The sequence below is a fragment of the Streptomyces brasiliensis genome (assembly GCF_014647875.1).
Taxonomy (GTDB): Bacteria; Actinomycetota; Actinomycetes; order Streptomycetales; family Streptomycetaceae; genus Streptomyces; species Streptomyces brasiliensis.
The window spans coordinates 35,399-51,288 of record NZ_BMQA01000047.1 but is presented as its reverse complement, the minus strand read 5'-3'; the positions used below and the strand labels follow the sequence as shown (position 1 = coordinate 51,288).

The following is a 15,890-nucleotide window of genomic DNA, read 5'->3' as shown; positions in this document are numbered from 1 at the left end:
CAGGGCCACGCGGACGTCCTTGGCGGCGCCGGACTCGGCGCCCTCACGGCCGCCCCAGGCCACGTAGGTCTTCGCGCCCAGCTCGGCCGCCAGGTCGATGTTGCGGATCGTCTTGCGCAGCGCGTAGCGACGCACGTCACGGTCGTTGGCGGTGAACCCGCCGTCCTTGAAGACCGGGTGGGTGAAGAGGTTGGTGGTGGCCATCGGCACGGTGAGGCCGGTGGCGTCCAGGGCCTGGCGGAAGCGCTTGATGTGCGATTCCCGCTCGGCGTCCGAGGACCCGAACGGGATCAGATCGTCGTCGTGGAACGTCACACCGTAGGCGCCCAGTTCCGCCAGGCGGTGCACCGTCTCGACCGGGTCGAGGGCCGGACGGGTGGCGTCGCCGAACGGGTCCCTTCCCTGCCAGCCGACAGTCCACAGACCGAAGGTGAACCTGTCCTCAAGGGTTGCGTTGAAGCGCTTCGACATGTACGGCCCTTGCTGTCGCGCGGTCCGGCAACGTCGCCGGACGGTTTTGTTTGACCTGATGACTAATACGCCAAGAAGCTGCGCTCACGCCAGCTTGTGTGGCACATCCCCTTCACTACTTACTGTGAAACAGTGGTTCTGTTTATGTAAAAGGACCTGGTCAGGGCCGTCTCCGCTGGCGCGGAGCCCGTTGGAGCGGATTGGTTATGTGTACGATCAAGCTCGTCGTGACGCTGCCTGTGCTCCACCCGACAGCCTCCGCTCACCCCCCTGAGGAAGATCATGAAGTTCACCGATGGCTTCTGGCGCATTCGCGATGGCGTACAGATCGCCTACGCCACCGAGGTGCGTGATGTCCGCACTGAATCGAAGCGCTTCAACACGTATGCCGCAGTGCAACGGGTGACGGGGAGGGGCGCCACGCTCAACGCGCCACTCATCTCGGTCGACTGCTTCTCGCCGGCCGAGGGCGTCATCGGCATCCGCCTCACCCACCACTCCGGCAAGCGCCGGACCGGGCCCGAGTTCACCGTCGGCGGTGTCGAGGGCGGTGTCGGCGAGGTCCGCGCCGAAGGCAGCATCACTGAGTTGACCAGCGGCCCCCTCAGCGTGCGTCTGGACAGCTCCGCCCCCTTCGCGCTGAGCTTCCGCGACGCCGACGGCCGCGAGCTGACCCAGGTGGGCGCCAAGGGCGCCGCCTTCGCCACCACCGACCAGGGCGGGCATCACATGGTGGGCAAGCTCGCGCTCGGCGTCGGCGAGCAGGTCTACGGCCTCGGCGAACGCTTCACCCCGTTCGTCAAGAACGGCCAGGTCGTCGACATGTGGCAGGCGGACGGCGGCACCAGCAGCGAGCAGGCGTACAAGAACATCCCGTTCTACCTCTCCTCGCGCGGCTACGGCGTCTTCGTCAACCACCCCGGCAAGGTCTCCTTCGAGGTCGGATCGGAGTCCGTCGGCCAGGTCCAGTTCAGCGTGGAGGACCAGACCCTGGAGTTCTACGTCGTCGCGGGACCCACCCCGAAGGACGTCCTCACTCGCTACACGGGCCTCACCGGGCGCCCGGCCCTGCCACCTGCCTGGTCCTTCGGGCTGTGGCTGACCACCTCGTTCACCACCTCGTACGACGAGGCGACGGTGATGTCGTTCGTCGACGGCATGGCCGAGCGCGGCATCCCGCTGTCGGTGTTCCATTTCGACTGCTTCTGGATGCGCGAGTACCAGTGGTGCGACTTCCAGTGGGACCCGGACGTCTTCCCCGACCCCGAGGGCATGCTGGCCCGGCTGAAGGCCAAGGGCCTGCGGATCAGCGCCTGGATCAACCCCTACATCGCGCAGAAGTCCCCCCTGTTCGACGAGGCCGCCGAGCTCGGGCACCTGGTGCGCCGGGCCAACGGCGACGTGTGGCAGTGGGACCTGTGGCAGGCGGGCATGGGTCTGGTGGACTTCACCAGCCCCGAGGCCTGCGCCTGGTTCCAGTCGAAGCTCAAGCCGCTGCTGGACCAGGGCGTCGACTGCTTCAAGACCGACTTCGGCGAGCGCATCCCCACCGACGTCGTCTGGCACGACGGCTCGGACCCCGAGCGGATGCACAACTACTACACCGAGCTGTACAACAAGACCGTCTTCGAGCTGCTCGAGAAGGAGCGCGGACAGGGCGAGGCCGTGCTGTTCGCCCGCTCCGCAACTGCGGGCGGCCAGCAGTACCCCGTGCACTGGGGCGGTGACTGCTGGTCCTCCTTCGAGGCCATGGCCGAGTCGCTGCGCGGCGGGCTGTCACTGTCGCTGAGCGGCTTCGGCTTCTGGAGTCACGACATCGGCGGCTTCGAGGGCACGCCGGACGCCTCGGTGTTCAAGCGCTGGCTGGCCTTCGGCCTGCTCTCCTCGCACAGTCGTCTGCACGGCTCCTCCTCCTACCGCGTGCCGTGGGCGTTCGGCGACGAGGCCGTCGACGTCGCCCGCCGTTTCACCCTGCTCAAGCACCGTCTGATGCCGTACCTGTACGGCGTCGGCGTCGAGGCCCACCGCACCGGTGTGCCCTCGATGCGCCCGATGCTGCTTGAGTTCCCCGGCGACCCGGCCTGCCGCCCGCTGGACCGCCAGTACATGCTCGGCGCCGACCTGCTGGTCGCCCCGGTCTTCGCCGAGGACGGCGAGGTCGAGGTCTATCTGCCTGAGGGCGCCTGGACGCAACTGCTCACCGGCGAGACGGTCACCGGCCCGGCCTGGCGCACCGAGCGCCACGGCTACGACAGCCTTCCGCTGTACGTCCGCGAGGGAGCCGTCCTGCCGCTGGCCGCCGACGACCAGCGCCCCGACGGCGACTGGCTGGACGGCATCACGCTGCTGGTCCACCCGACCACCGAGGGCGGCTACGAGCGCACCGTGACCGTCCCGGACCGGGCCGGCCTCACCGCTGCCACCTTCCGCGTCCTGCGGGACGGCGACACGCTGCGCGTCACCGCGGAGGGCAGCGACAAGCCGTTCACCGTGCGGGTCGCGGGCGGCGCGAACGCCACCGGGAGCGGCGGGGTGACCGTGCCGCTGGCCTGAGCCGGCACGGCGACCCCGGTCCAACCGGGGGTGAGGGGCGGGACGCATGTGTGCGCGTCCCGCCCCTCATTCGTCCCCGGTGTCCGACGTGCGGTCGGCGGCGACGTCAGGGCGTCACGGGCGCCGGACCCGTACTCCCGCGAACCACCAGCTCCGGGGCAAGCAGCACGATTTCGTCGCTGCCGCGGCCGTCGAGCTTGGTGATGAGGTGCTCCACGGCGAACCGGCCCATTTCCTGTGCCGGGATGGCGACCGATGTGAGCCGCACCGATGCCTGGACGGCGACCTGGTCGGGACAGATCGCAACGACCGACACGTCCTCGGGCACGGCCCTGCCCTGCTGGCGCAGCAGGCCGAGCAGGGGCTCCACCGCGGACTCGTTCTGCAGGACGAAGCCCGTGGTGCCGGGGCGTTCGTCGAAGATGCGGGCAAGGATCAGGGCCAGTGCGTCGTACCCGCCCTCGCAGGGGCGGTGCAGGACACGGACGCCCAGCTCCCGCGCCCGGGACCGGAGTCCGTCGAGGGTGCGCTCTGCGAAGCCGGTGTGCCGCTCGTAGACGGCCGGGGCCGCACCGATGACGGCGATGTCGCGGTGTCCGAGATTCGCCAGATGCTCCACGCACAACGCCCCGGTCGCCGTGAAGTCGAGGTCGACGCAGGTCATCCCCGTCGTGTCGGAAGGCAGGCCGATGAGCACGGACGGCTGGTCGGTTTCACGCAGCAACGGGAGCCGCTCGTCGTCGAGTTCGACATCCATGAGGATCATGGCGTCCGCCAGCCCGCTGCCGGCCACCCGGCGCACCGCGTCGGGCCCCTCCTCACCGGTGAGCAGCAGGATGTCGTACCCGTGCATGCGGGCCGTGGTGGCCACCGCGATGGCGATCTCCATCATGACCGGCACGTACATGTCGGTACGCAACGGGATCACCAGCGCGATGATGTTGGACCTGCTGCTGGCCAGTGCGCGGGCGCCGGCGTTCGGGTGGTAGCCGAGTTCACGGATGCTCTGCTCGACACGCTGCCGGGTGGTGGCCGAAATGGACCGCTTGCCGCTGAGGACATAGCTCACCGTGCTGGCCGAGACTCCGGCGTGCCGGGCAACCTCGGTGAGGGTGACCATCCAGCTCTCCAAGACTTGCGAAGCGCTTCAACAGCGCCTTGTGCCGAATATAGCAAGCCAGAATACGTCGACATGAGCCGGCCACGGTTGGGTGTCCACAGGCGGTCGAATCGCTTCGACCGCTCCGTCTCCCGCGGAACGCCAGGTCCGTCCTGCCGGGGCGGTGCGTCTGTCCCTGGCCCCCGGCCTCCGGTCCCCCGGTCCGGCGGCGCCTGCCGGACCACGTGTGCGAGGCGCGCGCCGACCCGCACGGGCATCGTGGTCTCCTTGACGGCGCACCAGTCGGTCTTGGCGCTCACCCGTTTCTCGCGGTTGTCGAGCGCCTCCCCCGACAACGGGACCTCCGAGTTGCTCTTCCCTGGCTCGACGCCAGGGACCTGCCTGGGGAGCCGACTCCCCGGTGGGCGAAGGCGGCGCCCCAGCGGAACGGCGCTGGTTACCGACTTGCCATGTGTGATCTCGCCAGGACCAGCCATGGCTGAACCACAACTGGCATGCAAGACGGGGACTCGGGCCGGGCAAACACTCCACACCAGCCGACGGTCAGCCGACCTGCGCCGCGAACGCCTCGTAGGCCTGCGCGTCGAAGAGGACGAATCTGACCTCCTCGACCGCCGTGACCGTCCCGCGCACCGTCTCCACTGCGATGCGGGCGCCGTCGTCCATCGGCCAGCCGTAGATGCCGGTGGAGATGGCCGGGAACGCGACGGTGCGCGCGCCGAGATCGTCGGCGATCTCCAGTGACCGTCGGTAGCAGGAGGCAAGCAGCTCGGAGCGGTCGTCGGAGGCCGACCAGACCGGGCCGACCGTGTGGATCACCCAGCGGGCGTCCAGGTCGCCGGCCGTTGTGGCGACCGCCTGGCCGGTGGGCAGGCCCTTGCCGTAGGAGGAGGCGCGTAGCTTGCGGCACTCCTCGAGGATCGCGGGGCCGCCGCGCCGGTGGATGGCGCCGTCCACGCCTCCGCCGCCGAGGAGGGAGGAGTTCGCCGCGTTGACGATCGCATCGGCGCTCTGGCGGGTGATGTCGCCCTGGACGAGTGTGATGGTGGTCATGGGTGTCTCAGCCTCCTCCAGACGGCCTTCGCCGCGTTGTGGCCCGACATGCCGTGCACGCCGGGGCCGGGCGGGGTGGCCGCCGAGCAGATGAACACCGCGGGGTGCGGGGTGTTGTAAGGGAACAGGGACAGCTTCGGGCGCAGCAGGATCTGCAGGCCCGAGACCGCGCCGGTGCCGATGTCGCCGCCGACGTAGTTGGCGTTGCGGGCCGCGAGCTCGGGCGGGCCCGCCGTGGCGCGGGCGAGGACGCGGTCGCGGAAGCCGGGCGCGAAGCGCTCCAGCTGGCGCTCCATGACGTCCGTGAGGTCACCGGTCCAGCCGTTGGGCACATGGCCGTAGGCCCAGAACACATGCTTGCCCTCGGGGGCGCGGGTGGGGTCGGCGACGCCGGGCTGCACGGTGATGAGGAAGGGTGGTTGTGGGGTACGGCCCTCACGCGAGGCCGCACGCAGGGCGGCGCCGATCTCCGCGCTGTCCGCGCCGATCTGCACGGTGCCGGCGGTGCGCGCCTCGGGCGCGGTCCAGGGCACGGGGCCGTCGAGGGCGTAGTCGATCTTGAACACGCCGGGACCGTAGCGATAGTTCTCGTAGTAGTTGCCGAAGCCCGCAATGCGCGCCAGGGCGGTGGGCGAGGTGTCGAAGACGTACGCGCGGGCGGGCGGCAGGTCGTCGAGCCGCTTGACCTCGTAGTCGGTGTGGATCGCGCCACCGAGGTCCGTCAGGTAGGCGGCGAGGGCGTCCGAGATCGACTGGGAGCCGCCGCGCGCCACGGGCCAGCCGCGCGCGTGCGCCGCCAGCGCGAAGACCAGGCCGACGGCGCCGGTGGCGAAGCCCCCGAGCGGAGCCATGACGTGGGCGACGAGTCCGGCGAACAGGGTCCGGGCGCGCTCGTCGCGGAAGCGGCGCAGCAGCAGGGTGGCGGGCGGCAGTCCGGTCAGGCCGAAGCGGGCGAGGGTGACCGGGTCGCGCGGGAGCGTGGTGAGCGGCAGGGACATGAAGTCGTGCGCCAGGGTGTCCCAGCGGGGCAGGAACGGCTCGACCAGTCGGCGGTACGTCCCCGCGTCGCGCGGGCCGAGCGAGGCGGCCGTCTCGGCCACGGACCGCGCCAGCACGGCGGCCGTGCCGTCCGGGAACGGGTGGGCCATGGGGAGGCGGGGGTGCACCCACTCCAGGCCGTAGCGCTCCAGGGGCATCGCGCGGAACGCGGGCGAGTTGATGCCGAGGGGGTGGGCCGCGGAGCAGGGGTCGTGACGGAAGCCGGGCAGGGTGAGCTCTTCGGTGCGGGCTCCCCCGCCGACGGTGTCACGGGCCTCGAAGAGGGCGACGGAGAAGCCGCGGCGGGCCAGCTCCACGGCAGCCGTCAGTCCGTTCGGCCCCGCTCCCACCACGACCGCATCGAGCATCGACGGCACCTTTGGACCCCTTCGTCAACCGATGGCCACTGAGGATCAGCATATGCCGGGGCACCGACAGCCCAGGCGGCGCGGGGACGGTCGCCTGCCGGCGGGCGCGGCCGGCGAGCCGGGATCTGCACAACCGGAACGCACGGCGACCGACGACCCTGCACGGCCCACGGACTACTGCCCGCGGAAGCGGAATCGACGGCAGAGGTACGGCTCGGCAGCCGGTGCGGTGCCGGTGGCCGTCAGCCCGCGCTGCCGCGCAGCAGCTCTCGTACCCGTTCCGCCGTCGCCGTGTCGCGGGCCGCCGTGAACGGGAGGGTGTTGCCGCCCGTGATGCGGAACGGTTCGCCCGTGAGCGTGAGGTGGGCGCCGCCCGCCTCCTCGACGAGGAGCAGGCCCGCCGCATGGTCCCAGGCCGCCTCCCAGGAGAAGGCGGTCGCGTCCAACTCACCGCGCGCGACGGCGAGATACTCCAGCCCGGCCGAGCCGCACGCGCGCGGCGCGGTGCCGTCGGTCCACAGGCCGAGCAGGGCGCGCTTCTGCTCGTCCGTCGTGTAGTCCGGGTGGGACGTGGCTATACGCAGCTCGCGACCGGGCTCGGGCGCGCCCGCGAGGAGCCGTACGCCGTCGAGGTACGCGCCCCGGCCCCGTACGGCCGTGGCGAGTTGGCCGCGCGCCGCCGCGTACGTCCAGGAGGCGAGGACGACGCCGTGGTGGGCGAGCGCGACGAGCGTGCAGAAGCCCGGGTCGCCGTGCACGAACTGCCGTGTGCCGTCGACCGGATCGACGATCCAGACCGGGGCGTCGCCCTGGATCGCGTCGTACGTCGCCGGATCGGCGTGGACCGCCTCCTCCCCGACGACCACGGAGCCCGGCAGGAGGGCGCCGAGCACCTCGGTGAGATACCGCTCGGCGAGGCGGTCGGCGTCGGTCACCAGGTCGTGCGGTCCGCTCTTCTGGTCGATCTCGTGGTCGGCGAGCCGGCGGAAGCGGGGCAGGATCTCGGCCGCGGCCGCCTTGCGGACGGCATCTTCGACGAGGGCCGAGTGGTGCGCGAGAAACTCTTCGATGGTTTCCGTTGTTGCTTCGATCATGCCCCCCATGAGAACACGCTGCACTGACAATCCCCACCCGTTCGGTGTACGACGGATGGAATCCGGACGAACAGGCGGTGCCGTCGCTCAGCGGCCGACTGCGTACCCCTGCATCCCGCGCGGATTGGCCGCCGCCGACAGGATGCCGGACTCCGGATCGCGGGCCACCGCGCAGAGCCGGCCCTCGGACCAGCCGTCGGCGACCGTCACGTCGTGGCCGCGCCGCCGCAACTCCTCGACTGTCCCCGGGTCCGTGCGGGATTCCACGGTGACGCTGCCGGGGCGCCTGCCGCGCGGGTAGAAGGAGCTGGGGAAGCTGTCGTTGTGCCAGTTCGGGGCGTCGATCGCGCCCTGGAGGTCGAGTCCGCCCCGGACCGGGCCGCGCAGGGCGACGGCGAGGAAGAAGTGCAGCTGCCACTGGTCCTGCTGGTCACCTCCGGGCGTGCCGAACGCCAGCACCGGCACCCCGTTGCGCAGCGCGATCGACGGGGTGAGGGTGGTGCGCGGACGGCGCCCGGGGGTGAGGGAGTTGGGCAGCCCCTCCTCCAGCCAGGTCATCTGGAGCCGCGTGCCCAGCGGGAAGCCGAGTTCGCGCACCACGGGGTTGGACTGGAGCCAGCCGCCGCTGGGCGTGGCAGCGATCATGTTGCCCCACCGGTCGACGACGTCGAGATGGCAGGTGTCCCCGCGCGTGCTGCCGTCGGCGGCGACCTCGGGGTCGTGCGAGTACTTCGCGACGGTCGGTTCGCCCGCCCCCATCGGGTCGAAACCCGTGTCGAGCGGGGCCGTCACGCGCGCGTGCACGGGCAGCCGCGGGGTGCGGCCGGCGGGGCTGCCGGGACGCAGGTCGTACGAGGCCTTGTCGTCGACGAGGACCCGCCGCTCGGCGTTGTAGGCGTCCGAGAGGAGGTCGGCGAGCGGCACCTCGGCCGCGTCCCCGTACCAGGCCTCGCGGTCGGCCATGGCGAGCTTGCAGCCCTCGATCAGCAGGTGCACGTACTCGGCGGAGCCGTAGGCGGGCAACTCGGTTGGGAGCAGGGCGAGTTGCTGGAGGAAGGCCGGGCCCTGGCTCCAGGGGCCGGCCTTGCACACGGTCCAGCCGTTCCAGTCGTACGTCGCGGGGGTCTCGTAGGTCGCCGACCAGCCCGCCAGGTCGGCCGCCGTGAGCGTGCCGGTGTGCCGCTCGCCGCTGGTGTCCATGGTGGGCCGTCCGGACTGCCGTACCAGCGCCTCGGCGACGAAGCCGGAGCGCCACACCTCGCGTGCGGCCTCGATGCGCGCCTCCCGGTCGCCGGCGCCCGCGGTCTCGGCGAGCAGCCGCTTCCAGGTGGCGGCGAGGGCGGGGTTGCGCAGCAGCCGGCCGGGCCGGGGTGCCTGTCCACCGGGCAGATACAGCTCCGCCGACGAGGTCCACTCGGTCTCGAACAGCTCGCGGACACTCTCGACGGTGGCGCCGACGTTCTCCACGGGCGCGTGCCCGTGCTCGGCGTAGCCGATGGCGTACGTGAGGACGTCGTCGAGGGACTTCGTGCCGTGGTCGCGCAGGAGCAGCATCCAGGCGTCGAAGGCGCCCGGTACGGCGGCGGCCAGTGGTCCCGTGCCGGGAACGAGGTTCAGACCGAGCGCCCTGTAGTGCGCGACCGTCGCGCCCGCCGGGGCCACGCCCTGCCCGCACAGCACGCGCGCCTCGCCGCCCGCCGGGGCGAGCAGGATGGGCACCTCGCCCGCGGGTCCGTTGAGGTGCGGCTCGACGACGTGCAGCACGAACGCGCCCGCGACGGCGGCGTCATAGGCGTTGCCGCCGTCCTCGAGGACGGCCATCGCGGACTGCGAGGCGAGCCAGTGGGTGGACGACACCATGCCGAAGGTGCCCTGGAGAGTGGGCCGGGTGGTGAACACGGGGCGACTCCTCACTGCGCGGCTGCCGGTCAGGTGATCGTACGCAGCCGTGCTCAGCCCCGTGTGCCCCCTCGGGGTGCGACCAGTCCCGACTCGTAGGCGAACACCACCAGCTGGGCCCGGTCGCGGGCGCCCAGTTTGGTCATCGCGCGGCTGATGTGGGTCTTGACCGTGAAGGGGCTGATGACCATGTGGGCGGCGATCTCCTCGTTGGTCAGGCCGCGGGCGGCGAGGGCGGTGACCTCGCGTTCGCGGCGGGTGAGGTGGTCCAGGGCGGGCGGTGTGGCACGGTCCGGGGGCAAGGAGGCGAACTCGCCGATCAGGGTGCGGGTGACCGACGGGGAGAGCAGGGCCTCGCCGCGGGCCACCACCTCGATGGCCTGGAGGAGGTCGGCCGGTTCGGTGTCCTTGAGCAGGAAACCGCTCGCGCCCGCGCGCAGGGCCTCGAAGACATAGGCGTCGAGACCGTAGTTGGTGAGGATGACGACGCGGACGCCGGACAGGGCGGGGTCGGCGGCGATGTGCCGGGTCGCCTCGATGCCCGACATCACCGGCATCTGTACGTCGACGAGAGCGATGTCGGGAACCTCCCGGCGGACCAGGTCGAGGCCCTGGGCGCCGTCGGCGGCCTCGCCCACCACCTCGATGCCGTCCTCGGCGTCCAGGAGGGCGCGGAACCCGGCGCGCATCAGCGCCTGGTCGTCGACGAGCGCCACGCGGATCATCCCGTCTCCTCCAGCGGCAGCCGCGCGTGCACCGAGAAGCCGCCCTCCGCGCGCGGGGCTGCGTGCAGGGTGCCGCCCAGGGCGGTGACGCGCTCGCGCATGCCGGTCAGGCCGGTGCCGTGGGCCGGTGGGCGGGCCGGGTCGGCGGTGCCGTCGTCGTCCACACGGACCGTCAACTCCCGTTCACCGTAGTCGAGTCCGACGCGAATCCTGGCCGGGCCCGCGTGCCGGGCGGCGTTGGTGAGGGCCTCCTGGACGATGCGGTAGACGGTCCGCTCGACGGCGGTGGGCGCGGCGCACGCGTCGCCGGTCGCGGTCAGTTCGACGGCGAGGCCGGCCGCGCGGGCCCGGTCCACGAGCTGCGCCGGTGTGCCGGTGGGCTCGTCCGTGCGCAGCACCTCCAGGGTGGCGCGCAGCTCCCGCATCGCCTCGCCGCTCGCCTCCTGGATGGCGAGCAGCGCGGGCGGCACCTCCTCGCCGCGTTTGCGGGCCAGGTGCACGGCGACGCCCGCCTGGAGCTTGACGATGGAGATACTGTGGGTGAGCGAGTCGTGCAACTCCCGTGCGATGCGCAGGCGTTCCTCGCCGGCCCGGCGCAGGGCGGCCTCCTCGCGGGTGCGCTCGGCCTCCAGGGCGCGCTGTTCGGTCTGGCGCAGATAGGCCTGCCAGTTGCGGTCGGCCAGGCCCGTCACGACGGCGCACAGGAACCAGCCGGCGAGCAGCGCGGCCCGTTCGGCCACCTCGCGGGCCGACGGGTCGGTGGCGACGTATCCCGCCAGGAACAGGGCGCTAGCCGCGGCCGCGAGAGCGCGGTGGCCCGAGCGCGCGGCCGTGTGGACGGCGCCCAGGACAGGGAGCGCGGACAGGGGTCCGGGGTGGGCGTGCAGCACATACGCCGTGCCGGTCGCCGTGGTCGCTGCCAGCACCGCGCGCGGGGCCGCGCGGTAGAAGGCGAGGGCGGCGCAGGCGAGGACGATCAGGGCGTGGTCGAAGACCGTCGTGCCGGGGTCGAAGGCGGCCGGGACCATGACGAGGGCACCGACGACGGCCGCGAGGGCCGCGTCGACGAGACGCCTGCGCATGCCCGGGTTCACCTCCATGTCCGCACCCTAGACGGCCGCACCGTCACCGGCGTCAGCCCTGTGGACGGATCGGGGACTACTCCCCGTGAAGTAGTCCCCGGCGTCGACGGGCCCGGCCGGCGCACCGGGGACTGGGTCCGGCCGTACGACGACCCGGGCCGCCCCGGCGGCGCACGCTGCTGTCCATGTCTTCGATCTTCCGATTCACCGACCCACCGTCGCCCGGGGCGGCCACCGGCCGTGTCGCCGAGGTGTACGAGCAGCTGCGCCGTGACTTCGGCCTGGAGCGCCCGCCCACCTTCGTGGTCCTGTCCTCGGCACCCGAACTCCTCGTCGCCGGCTGGGCGTTGTTGCGCGAGTCGCTGATCGCCGGGCCCGGCAGCCGCACCGGCAAGGAGCTGGCCGCCCTCGGGGTGTCGCTCGCCAACCGATGCCCGTTCTGCGTGGACGCCCACACCATGCTGCTGCACGCCACGGGCGACCACGCCCTCGCCGAGCGGCTGGCCCGCGGGGAGCGGCCCGAGAACACGGAGCACGCGCGTGTGCTGGACTGGGGACAGCGCACGCGCGTGCCGGGCACCGAACTGGAGCCGTTCCCGTTCCCGCGCGAACACGCGCCCGCGTACCTCGGAACGGCCCTGGCCTTCCACTTCATCAACCGGATCGTGTCTGCCCTGCTGACCGAGAACCTGCTGCCCGCGGGCGCCCAGCGCCTGCGTCCGGTGCGCAGCATCGCGGGCCGCGCGCTCGCCCGGACCGTCCGCCGCACCGCCGCACCCGGCGCGGCCCTCACACTGCTCGACGAGCGCGCCCCGGGCCCCGACTGGGCGACCGGCACGGACGTCGGGCCGGCCTACGCGGCACTGCGCACGGCGGCCCTGGCGGGCGCGGCCCTCCTCGACGCCGACGACCAGGCCCTGGTCCGCGCGACCCTGCGCACCTGGGACGGCTCCCATCCGTCCCTGACCGGAAGCTGCCTCCCGGACCGCGCCACGCGTCCCGGCGCCCGGCTCGCCCTGCTGGCGGCTCTGGCGCCGTACCGGATCACGGACGAGGACGTGACGGCCTGGCGTCGGCCCGAGCACCAAGACCACTGCCTGGTGCACCTGGTGGCGTACGGCGCGTTCGCCGCAGTGGACCGCATCGAGAGTTCCCTGACCCTGCGCAGCACCCTGGAGGCCAAGTGACCGCGATCGCCAACCCCCGTCAGGCGCAGGCCTGGAACGGCTCCGTCGGCCTGCACTGGGCCGCCCACACCGCGCGCTACGACCGGCTGATCTCGGGCGTCGACGAAGCCCTGTTCGGCGCGGCCGACATCGCGGCCGGCGACCGTGTGCTGGACGTCGGCTGCGGCGCCGGCGCCACCACGCGCAGCGCGGCCCGGCTCGCCAAGGACGGCCACGTGGTCGGCGTGGACATCTCCGCGCCGCTCCTCGAGCGTGCCCGCGAAAGCACCGTCGCCGAAGGCATCGCGAACGCAGCCTACGAACTGGCCGAAGCACAGCTGCATCCGTTCCCGGACGCCGGGTACGACAACGTGATCAGCCGGGGCGGGGTGATGTTCTTCGCGGATCACGCGGAGGCGTTCCGCAATCTGTGGCGCGCACTGCGGCCGGGCGGGCGGCTCACGTTCATCTGCCCGCAGCCGTCGGGGCCGCAGTGGGAGGAGTCGCGGGCCCTGTATCTCTTCTCCCAACTCGTGAACGGACCCGACGAGTCGGGCGATTCGGACACGGTCGTCGCGACGACGGCGATGGCGTCACTGTCCGACCCGGACCGCATCCGTGAGGTCCTGGACGGATACGACGACGTGACCGTGACGCCGGTCACCATCGAGACCGAGTGGGGCCGCGATGCCCGCGACGCGGTCGACTTCCTGCTCTCGCGCTCTCCGGACACCGTGGTGGGTCCGCAGAAGCGCGCGGAACTGGAGGACGCCCTGCGCCCCTACACGCGGCCGAACGGTGTCCGCATGCGGGCCGGGGTCTGGCTCGTGTCGGCCGTACGCCCCTGAAGCGTACGGTTCGTCCCGCGATGCACGGGACGGCGGGGGCACTTCACCGTCACGGCGCGGGTACGGAGCGAGTTGGCACTTCCGCCCCCACAGTTACTCGTGTGACACTGGCGTCCCGTCCGCGGTGCGGACCACCTCCGCACACCCTCCCCCACGAGAAGTGCGCCGTGTCTCCCCTTCCTCTGCCGCTCGCCCTCACCGCGCGTCTCTCGCCGGTCGCCGTGCTCGCCGCGGCCGGCTGGGCGCTGACCACCGGCCCGTTCTCCGCGGCTCCCGTCGGCGGACACCAGCCGGAGCCGAAGACGGCCAGCCAGTCGTCCTCGGCGCCGTCGTCGACGGCCGTGTCCAAGACGTACTCCGACGCGCCCTCACCGTGCGCGGGTGTGAGTACGACGACCGTCAAATCCCTTGTACCGGGCGCCAAGACGGCGGGCAAGGAGATCCCGTCGACGGACACGAAGCTGCGCCGCACCTGCTCCTGGAACGCGCTCAAGGGGTACGACTACCGCTGGCTCGACGTGTCGTACGAGATCACGGAGTCGGACCAGGCCGCACAGAAGGAGTACAAGGAGCGCGTCAAGGCCAAGAGCGGCGGAGGGGATGTTCCGGGCGTCGGCGACGCCGGGTATTCGGTGGTGAACCTGACCTCCGAGGACAAGCAGGACACGCGTGAGGGCGTGGTGATCGTCCGGGCGTCCAACGCCCTGGTGATCGTCACCTACAACGGCAGCGACTTCGAGACGAAGAAGGCGCCAGGCGCCGACGAGATCAACAAGGGCGCCATCAGGGCCGCGAAGAGCGCGGTGGCCGTGCTGGCGGGCGATCAGTCGAACTGACCGCCCTTCCAGCGGGGTTGACCCTCAGTCACGCGGTGGCCGCCGGCTTCTTGCCGGTCAGCAGCATCAGGGCCAGGTACAGCACCAGCGAGGTGCCGAGGCCCACCGCCCAGCCGTAGTCCGCCAGCGAGGACAGCGCCGGGATCGGGGTGCCGTCGAACAGCGGCTTGAAGCTCGCGCCGCCGATCGCCAGCACACCGCCGACGAGGAAGGCCACGACCGCCCGCCAGTTCCAGCCGCCCTCGTACCAGTAGCGTCCGCCGCTGCGGTACAGGTCGGTGAGGTCGAGGCGGGTGCGGCGCAGCAGCCAGTAGTCGGCGATGAGGATGCCGGCGACCGTGCCGAGCAGTCCGCCGACCAGGCCGAGCCAGGTGAAGATGTAGCCCTGCGGGTCGGAGTACAGCTTCCACGGGAAGATCAGCACCGCGAGGACGGCGGTGATCAGGGCACCGGCGCGGAAACTGACCTTCCGGGGCGCGACGTTGGAGAAGTCGAACGCGGGCGAGACCAGGTTCGCGGCGATGTTCACGGACAGGGTCGCCACCAGGACGGTCACCAGCGCGTACAGCAGGCCCGCCACGTTGTCGGTCTTGGCGGCCAGCTGGACCGGGTCCCAGACCGGCTCGCCGTACACCGCCTGCGAACCGGACGTCACCAGCACGGACAGGAACGCGAACAGGGTCATGGTGGTCGGCAGACCGAGCGCCTGGCCCCACGTCTGCGCCTTCTGGCTCTTTCCGTACCGGGTGAAGTCGGGGATGTTCAGCGACAGCGTCGACCAGAAGCCGATCATGCCCATGAGGGAAGGCCAGAACAGCTTCCAGAAGTCGCCGCCCCAGCCCAGCTTGGACGGCTGGTCGAACAGCGGGCCGACGCCGCCGGCCTTGCTGCTCATCCACCACAGCATCACGAAGGCGCCGACGAGGACGAAGGGCGCCGCCCAGTTCTCGAAGCGGCGGATGGTCTCCATGCCCCGGTAGATGATGGCGATCTGGATCGCCCAGAAGATCGCGAAGGACAGCCACATCGTCCAGGCGTAGCCGCCGATCTTCGACGCGTTCGCCCAGTCGTCGCCGATCAGCTTCCCGGCGAGGAAGTAGATCGCCTCGCCGCCGATCCAGGTCTGGATGCCGAACCAGCCGCACGCCACCAACGCCCGGACGACGGCGGGGAGGTTGGCGCCGCGGACGCCGAAGGAGGCTCGGGCGAAGACCGGGAAGGGGATGCCGTACTTCGGCCCCGCGTGGCCGGTGAGCAGCATCGGGACGAGCACGATCAGGTTGGCCAGGGCGATGGTGAACACGGCCTGTTTCCAGTCCATGCCTACCGCGATGAGCCCGGAGGCCAGCGTCCAGGTGGCCGTGTTGTGGGCCATGCCGACCCACAGCGCGGAGAAGTTGTACGTGGTCCAGGTGCGCTTCTCGACGGGGACCGGCAGCAGGTCCTGGTTGGCGTACGGGCCACTGGGCTGCGGTGAGCCCGGGGCGATCTCCACCCGGCCGTCGGCGAGGGTGACTTGGGAGGTCGGCGGTATGGCCGTGGGAGCGGTGTCGGTCATGGGCGGGCCAATCGACTGGGACGGACGGGAGTTGCCGTGCGGGCGGCGCCGAATGAGGGGTGCGCCCCTGGGCGGACCG

At 71.7% G+C, this 15,890-nt stretch carries 13 protein-coding genes; 4 read left to right on the top strand and 9 right to left on the bottom strand.

What is annotated here, in order from left to right:
• Window positions 1-471: TIM barrel protein (locus tag IEZ19_RS38215; protein WP_189315987.1), on the bottom strand; the 471-nt coding region annotated here is incomplete at its 3' end.
• A gap of 282 nt (window positions 472-753) precedes the next feature.
• On the opposite strand from IEZ19_RS38215, the gene yicI reads away from it, so the two are divergent.
• Complete coding sequence (gene yicI, locus IEZ19_RS38210) at window positions 754-3,024, top strand: alpha-xylosidase (RefSeq protein ID WP_189315986.1); 2,271 nt, start codon at window positions 754-756, stop codon at window positions 3,022-3,024.
• Between the two features lie 106 nt (window positions 3,025-3,130).
• On the opposite strand, the gene IEZ19_RS38205 is transcribed toward yicI, so the two are convergent.
• The 7 genes from IEZ19_RS38205 to IEZ19_RS38175 all read right to left on the bottom strand — a co-directional run bounded on the left by IEZ19_RS38205 (window position 3,131) and on the right by IEZ19_RS38175 (window position 11,421).
• Window positions 3,131-4,144, bottom strand: a complete 1,014-nt coding sequence (locus tag IEZ19_RS38205; protein WP_189315985.1) for a LacI family DNA-binding transcriptional regulator — start codon at window positions 4,142-4,144, stop codon at window positions 3,131-3,133.
• A gap of 543 nt (window positions 4,145-4,687) precedes the next feature.
• On the bottom strand, window positions 4,688-5,197 hold the full coding sequence (locus tag IEZ19_RS38200) for an O-acetyl-ADP-ribose deacetylase (protein WP_189315984.1): 510 nt from the start codon (window positions 5,195-5,197) through the stop codon (window positions 4,688-4,690).
• The gene (locus IEZ19_RS38195) at window positions 5,194-6,603 is read right to left on the bottom strand and encodes a phytoene desaturase family protein (RefSeq protein ID WP_189315983.1); all 1,410 of its coding nucleotides are present in this window, start codon (window positions 6,601-6,603) and stop codon (window positions 5,194-5,196) included. Before IEZ19_RS38195 ends, IEZ19_RS38200 begins: the two co-directional genes overlap by 4 nt.
• Window positions 6,604-6,845: 242 nt before the next feature.
• Window positions 6,846-7,697: an inositol monophosphatase family protein gene (locus IEZ19_RS38190; RefSeq protein ID WP_189315982.1), complete on the bottom strand. Its 852-nt coding sequence runs from the start codon at window positions 7,695-7,697 to the stop codon at window positions 6,846-6,848.
• A gap of 87 nt (window positions 7,698-7,784) precedes the next feature.
• Window positions 7,785-9,596, bottom strand: a complete 1,812-nt coding sequence (locus IEZ19_RS38185; RefSeq protein ID WP_189315981.1) for a gamma-glutamyltransferase family protein — start codon at window positions 9,594-9,596, stop codon at window positions 7,785-7,787.
• Window positions 9,597-9,649: 53 nt separating this feature from the next.
• Window positions 9,650-10,321: a response regulator gene (locus IEZ19_RS38180; RefSeq protein WP_189315980.1), complete on the bottom strand. Its 672-nt coding sequence runs from the start codon at window positions 10,319-10,321 to the stop codon at window positions 9,650-9,652.
• Window positions 10,318-11,421: a sensor histidine kinase gene (locus tag IEZ19_RS38175; RefSeq protein ID WP_189315979.1), complete on the bottom strand. Its 1,104-nt coding sequence runs from the start codon at window positions 11,419-11,421 to the stop codon at window positions 10,318-10,320. Before IEZ19_RS38175 ends, IEZ19_RS38180 begins: the two co-directional genes overlap by 4 nt.
• Window positions 11,422-11,588: 167 nt before the next feature.
• Between IEZ19_RS38175 and IEZ19_RS38170 the strand changes: the two genes are divergently transcribed.
• The 3 genes from IEZ19_RS38170 (at window position 11,589) to IEZ19_RS38160 (ending at window position 14,253) form a co-directional block, all read left to right on the top strand.
• Window positions 11,589-12,590: a carboxymuconolactone decarboxylase family protein gene (locus IEZ19_RS38170; protein ID WP_189315978.1), complete on the top strand. Its 1,002-nt coding sequence runs from the start codon at window positions 11,589-11,591 to the stop codon at window positions 12,588-12,590.
• Window positions 12,587-13,417 (top strand): class I SAM-dependent methyltransferase, encoded by an 831-nt coding sequence (locus tag IEZ19_RS38165; RefSeq protein ID WP_189315977.1) that lies wholly within the window; start codon window positions 12,587-12,589, stop codon window positions 13,415-13,417. Before IEZ19_RS38170 ends, IEZ19_RS38165 begins: the two co-directional genes overlap by 4 nt.
• Before the next feature lie 167 nt (window positions 13,418-13,584).
• Window positions 13,585-14,253, top strand: a complete 669-nt coding sequence (locus tag IEZ19_RS38160; protein ID WP_189315976.1) for a hypothetical protein — start codon at window positions 13,585-13,587, stop codon at window positions 14,251-14,253.
• 28 nt (window positions 14,254-14,281) lie between these two features.
• Here the strand turns inward: IEZ19_RS38160 and IEZ19_RS38155 are convergent, their stop codons facing one another.
• On the bottom strand, window positions 14,282-15,811 hold the full coding sequence (locus IEZ19_RS38155; RefSeq protein WP_189315975.1) for an NCS1 family nucleobase:cation symporter-1: 1,530 nt from the start codon (window positions 15,809-15,811) through the stop codon (window positions 14,282-14,284).
• Window positions 15,812-15,890 lie beyond the last annotated feature (79 nt).

Coding starts and splice junctions, on each gene's coding strand:
- IEZ19_RS38200 (WP_189315984.1), bottom strand. CDS start 5,197: ATGACCACCATCACACTCGTCCAGGGCGACATCACCCGCCAGAGCGCC.
- IEZ19_RS38175 (WP_189315979.1), bottom strand. CDS start 11,421: ATGGAGGTGAACCCGGGCATGCGCAGGCGTCTCGTCGACGCGGCCCTC.
- IEZ19_RS38170 (WP_189315978.1), top strand. CDS start 11,589: ATGTCTTCGATCTTCCGATTCACCGACCCACCGTCGCCCGGGGCGGCC.
- IEZ19_RS38155 (WP_189315975.1), bottom strand. CDS start 15,811: ATGACCGACACCGCTCCCACGGCCATACCGCCGACCTCCCAAGTCACC.
- IEZ19_RS38205 (WP_189315985.1), bottom strand. CDS start 4,144: ATGGTCACCCTCACCGAGGTTGCCCGGCACGCCGGAGTCTCGGCCAGC.
- IEZ19_RS38195 (WP_189315983.1), bottom strand. CDS start 6,603: ATGCTCGATGCGGTCGTGGTGGGAGCGGGGCCGAACGGACTGACGGCT.
- yicI (WP_189315986.1), top strand. CDS start 754: ATGAAGTTCACCGATGGCTTCTGGCGCATTCGCGATGGCGTACAGATC.
- IEZ19_RS38180 (WP_189315980.1), bottom strand. CDS start 10,321: ATGATCCGCGTGGCGCTCGTCGACGACCAGGCGCTGATGCGCGCCGGG.
- IEZ19_RS38190 (WP_189315982.1), bottom strand. CDS start 7,697: ATGATCGAAGCAACAACGGAAACCATCGAAGAGTTTCTCGCGCACCAC.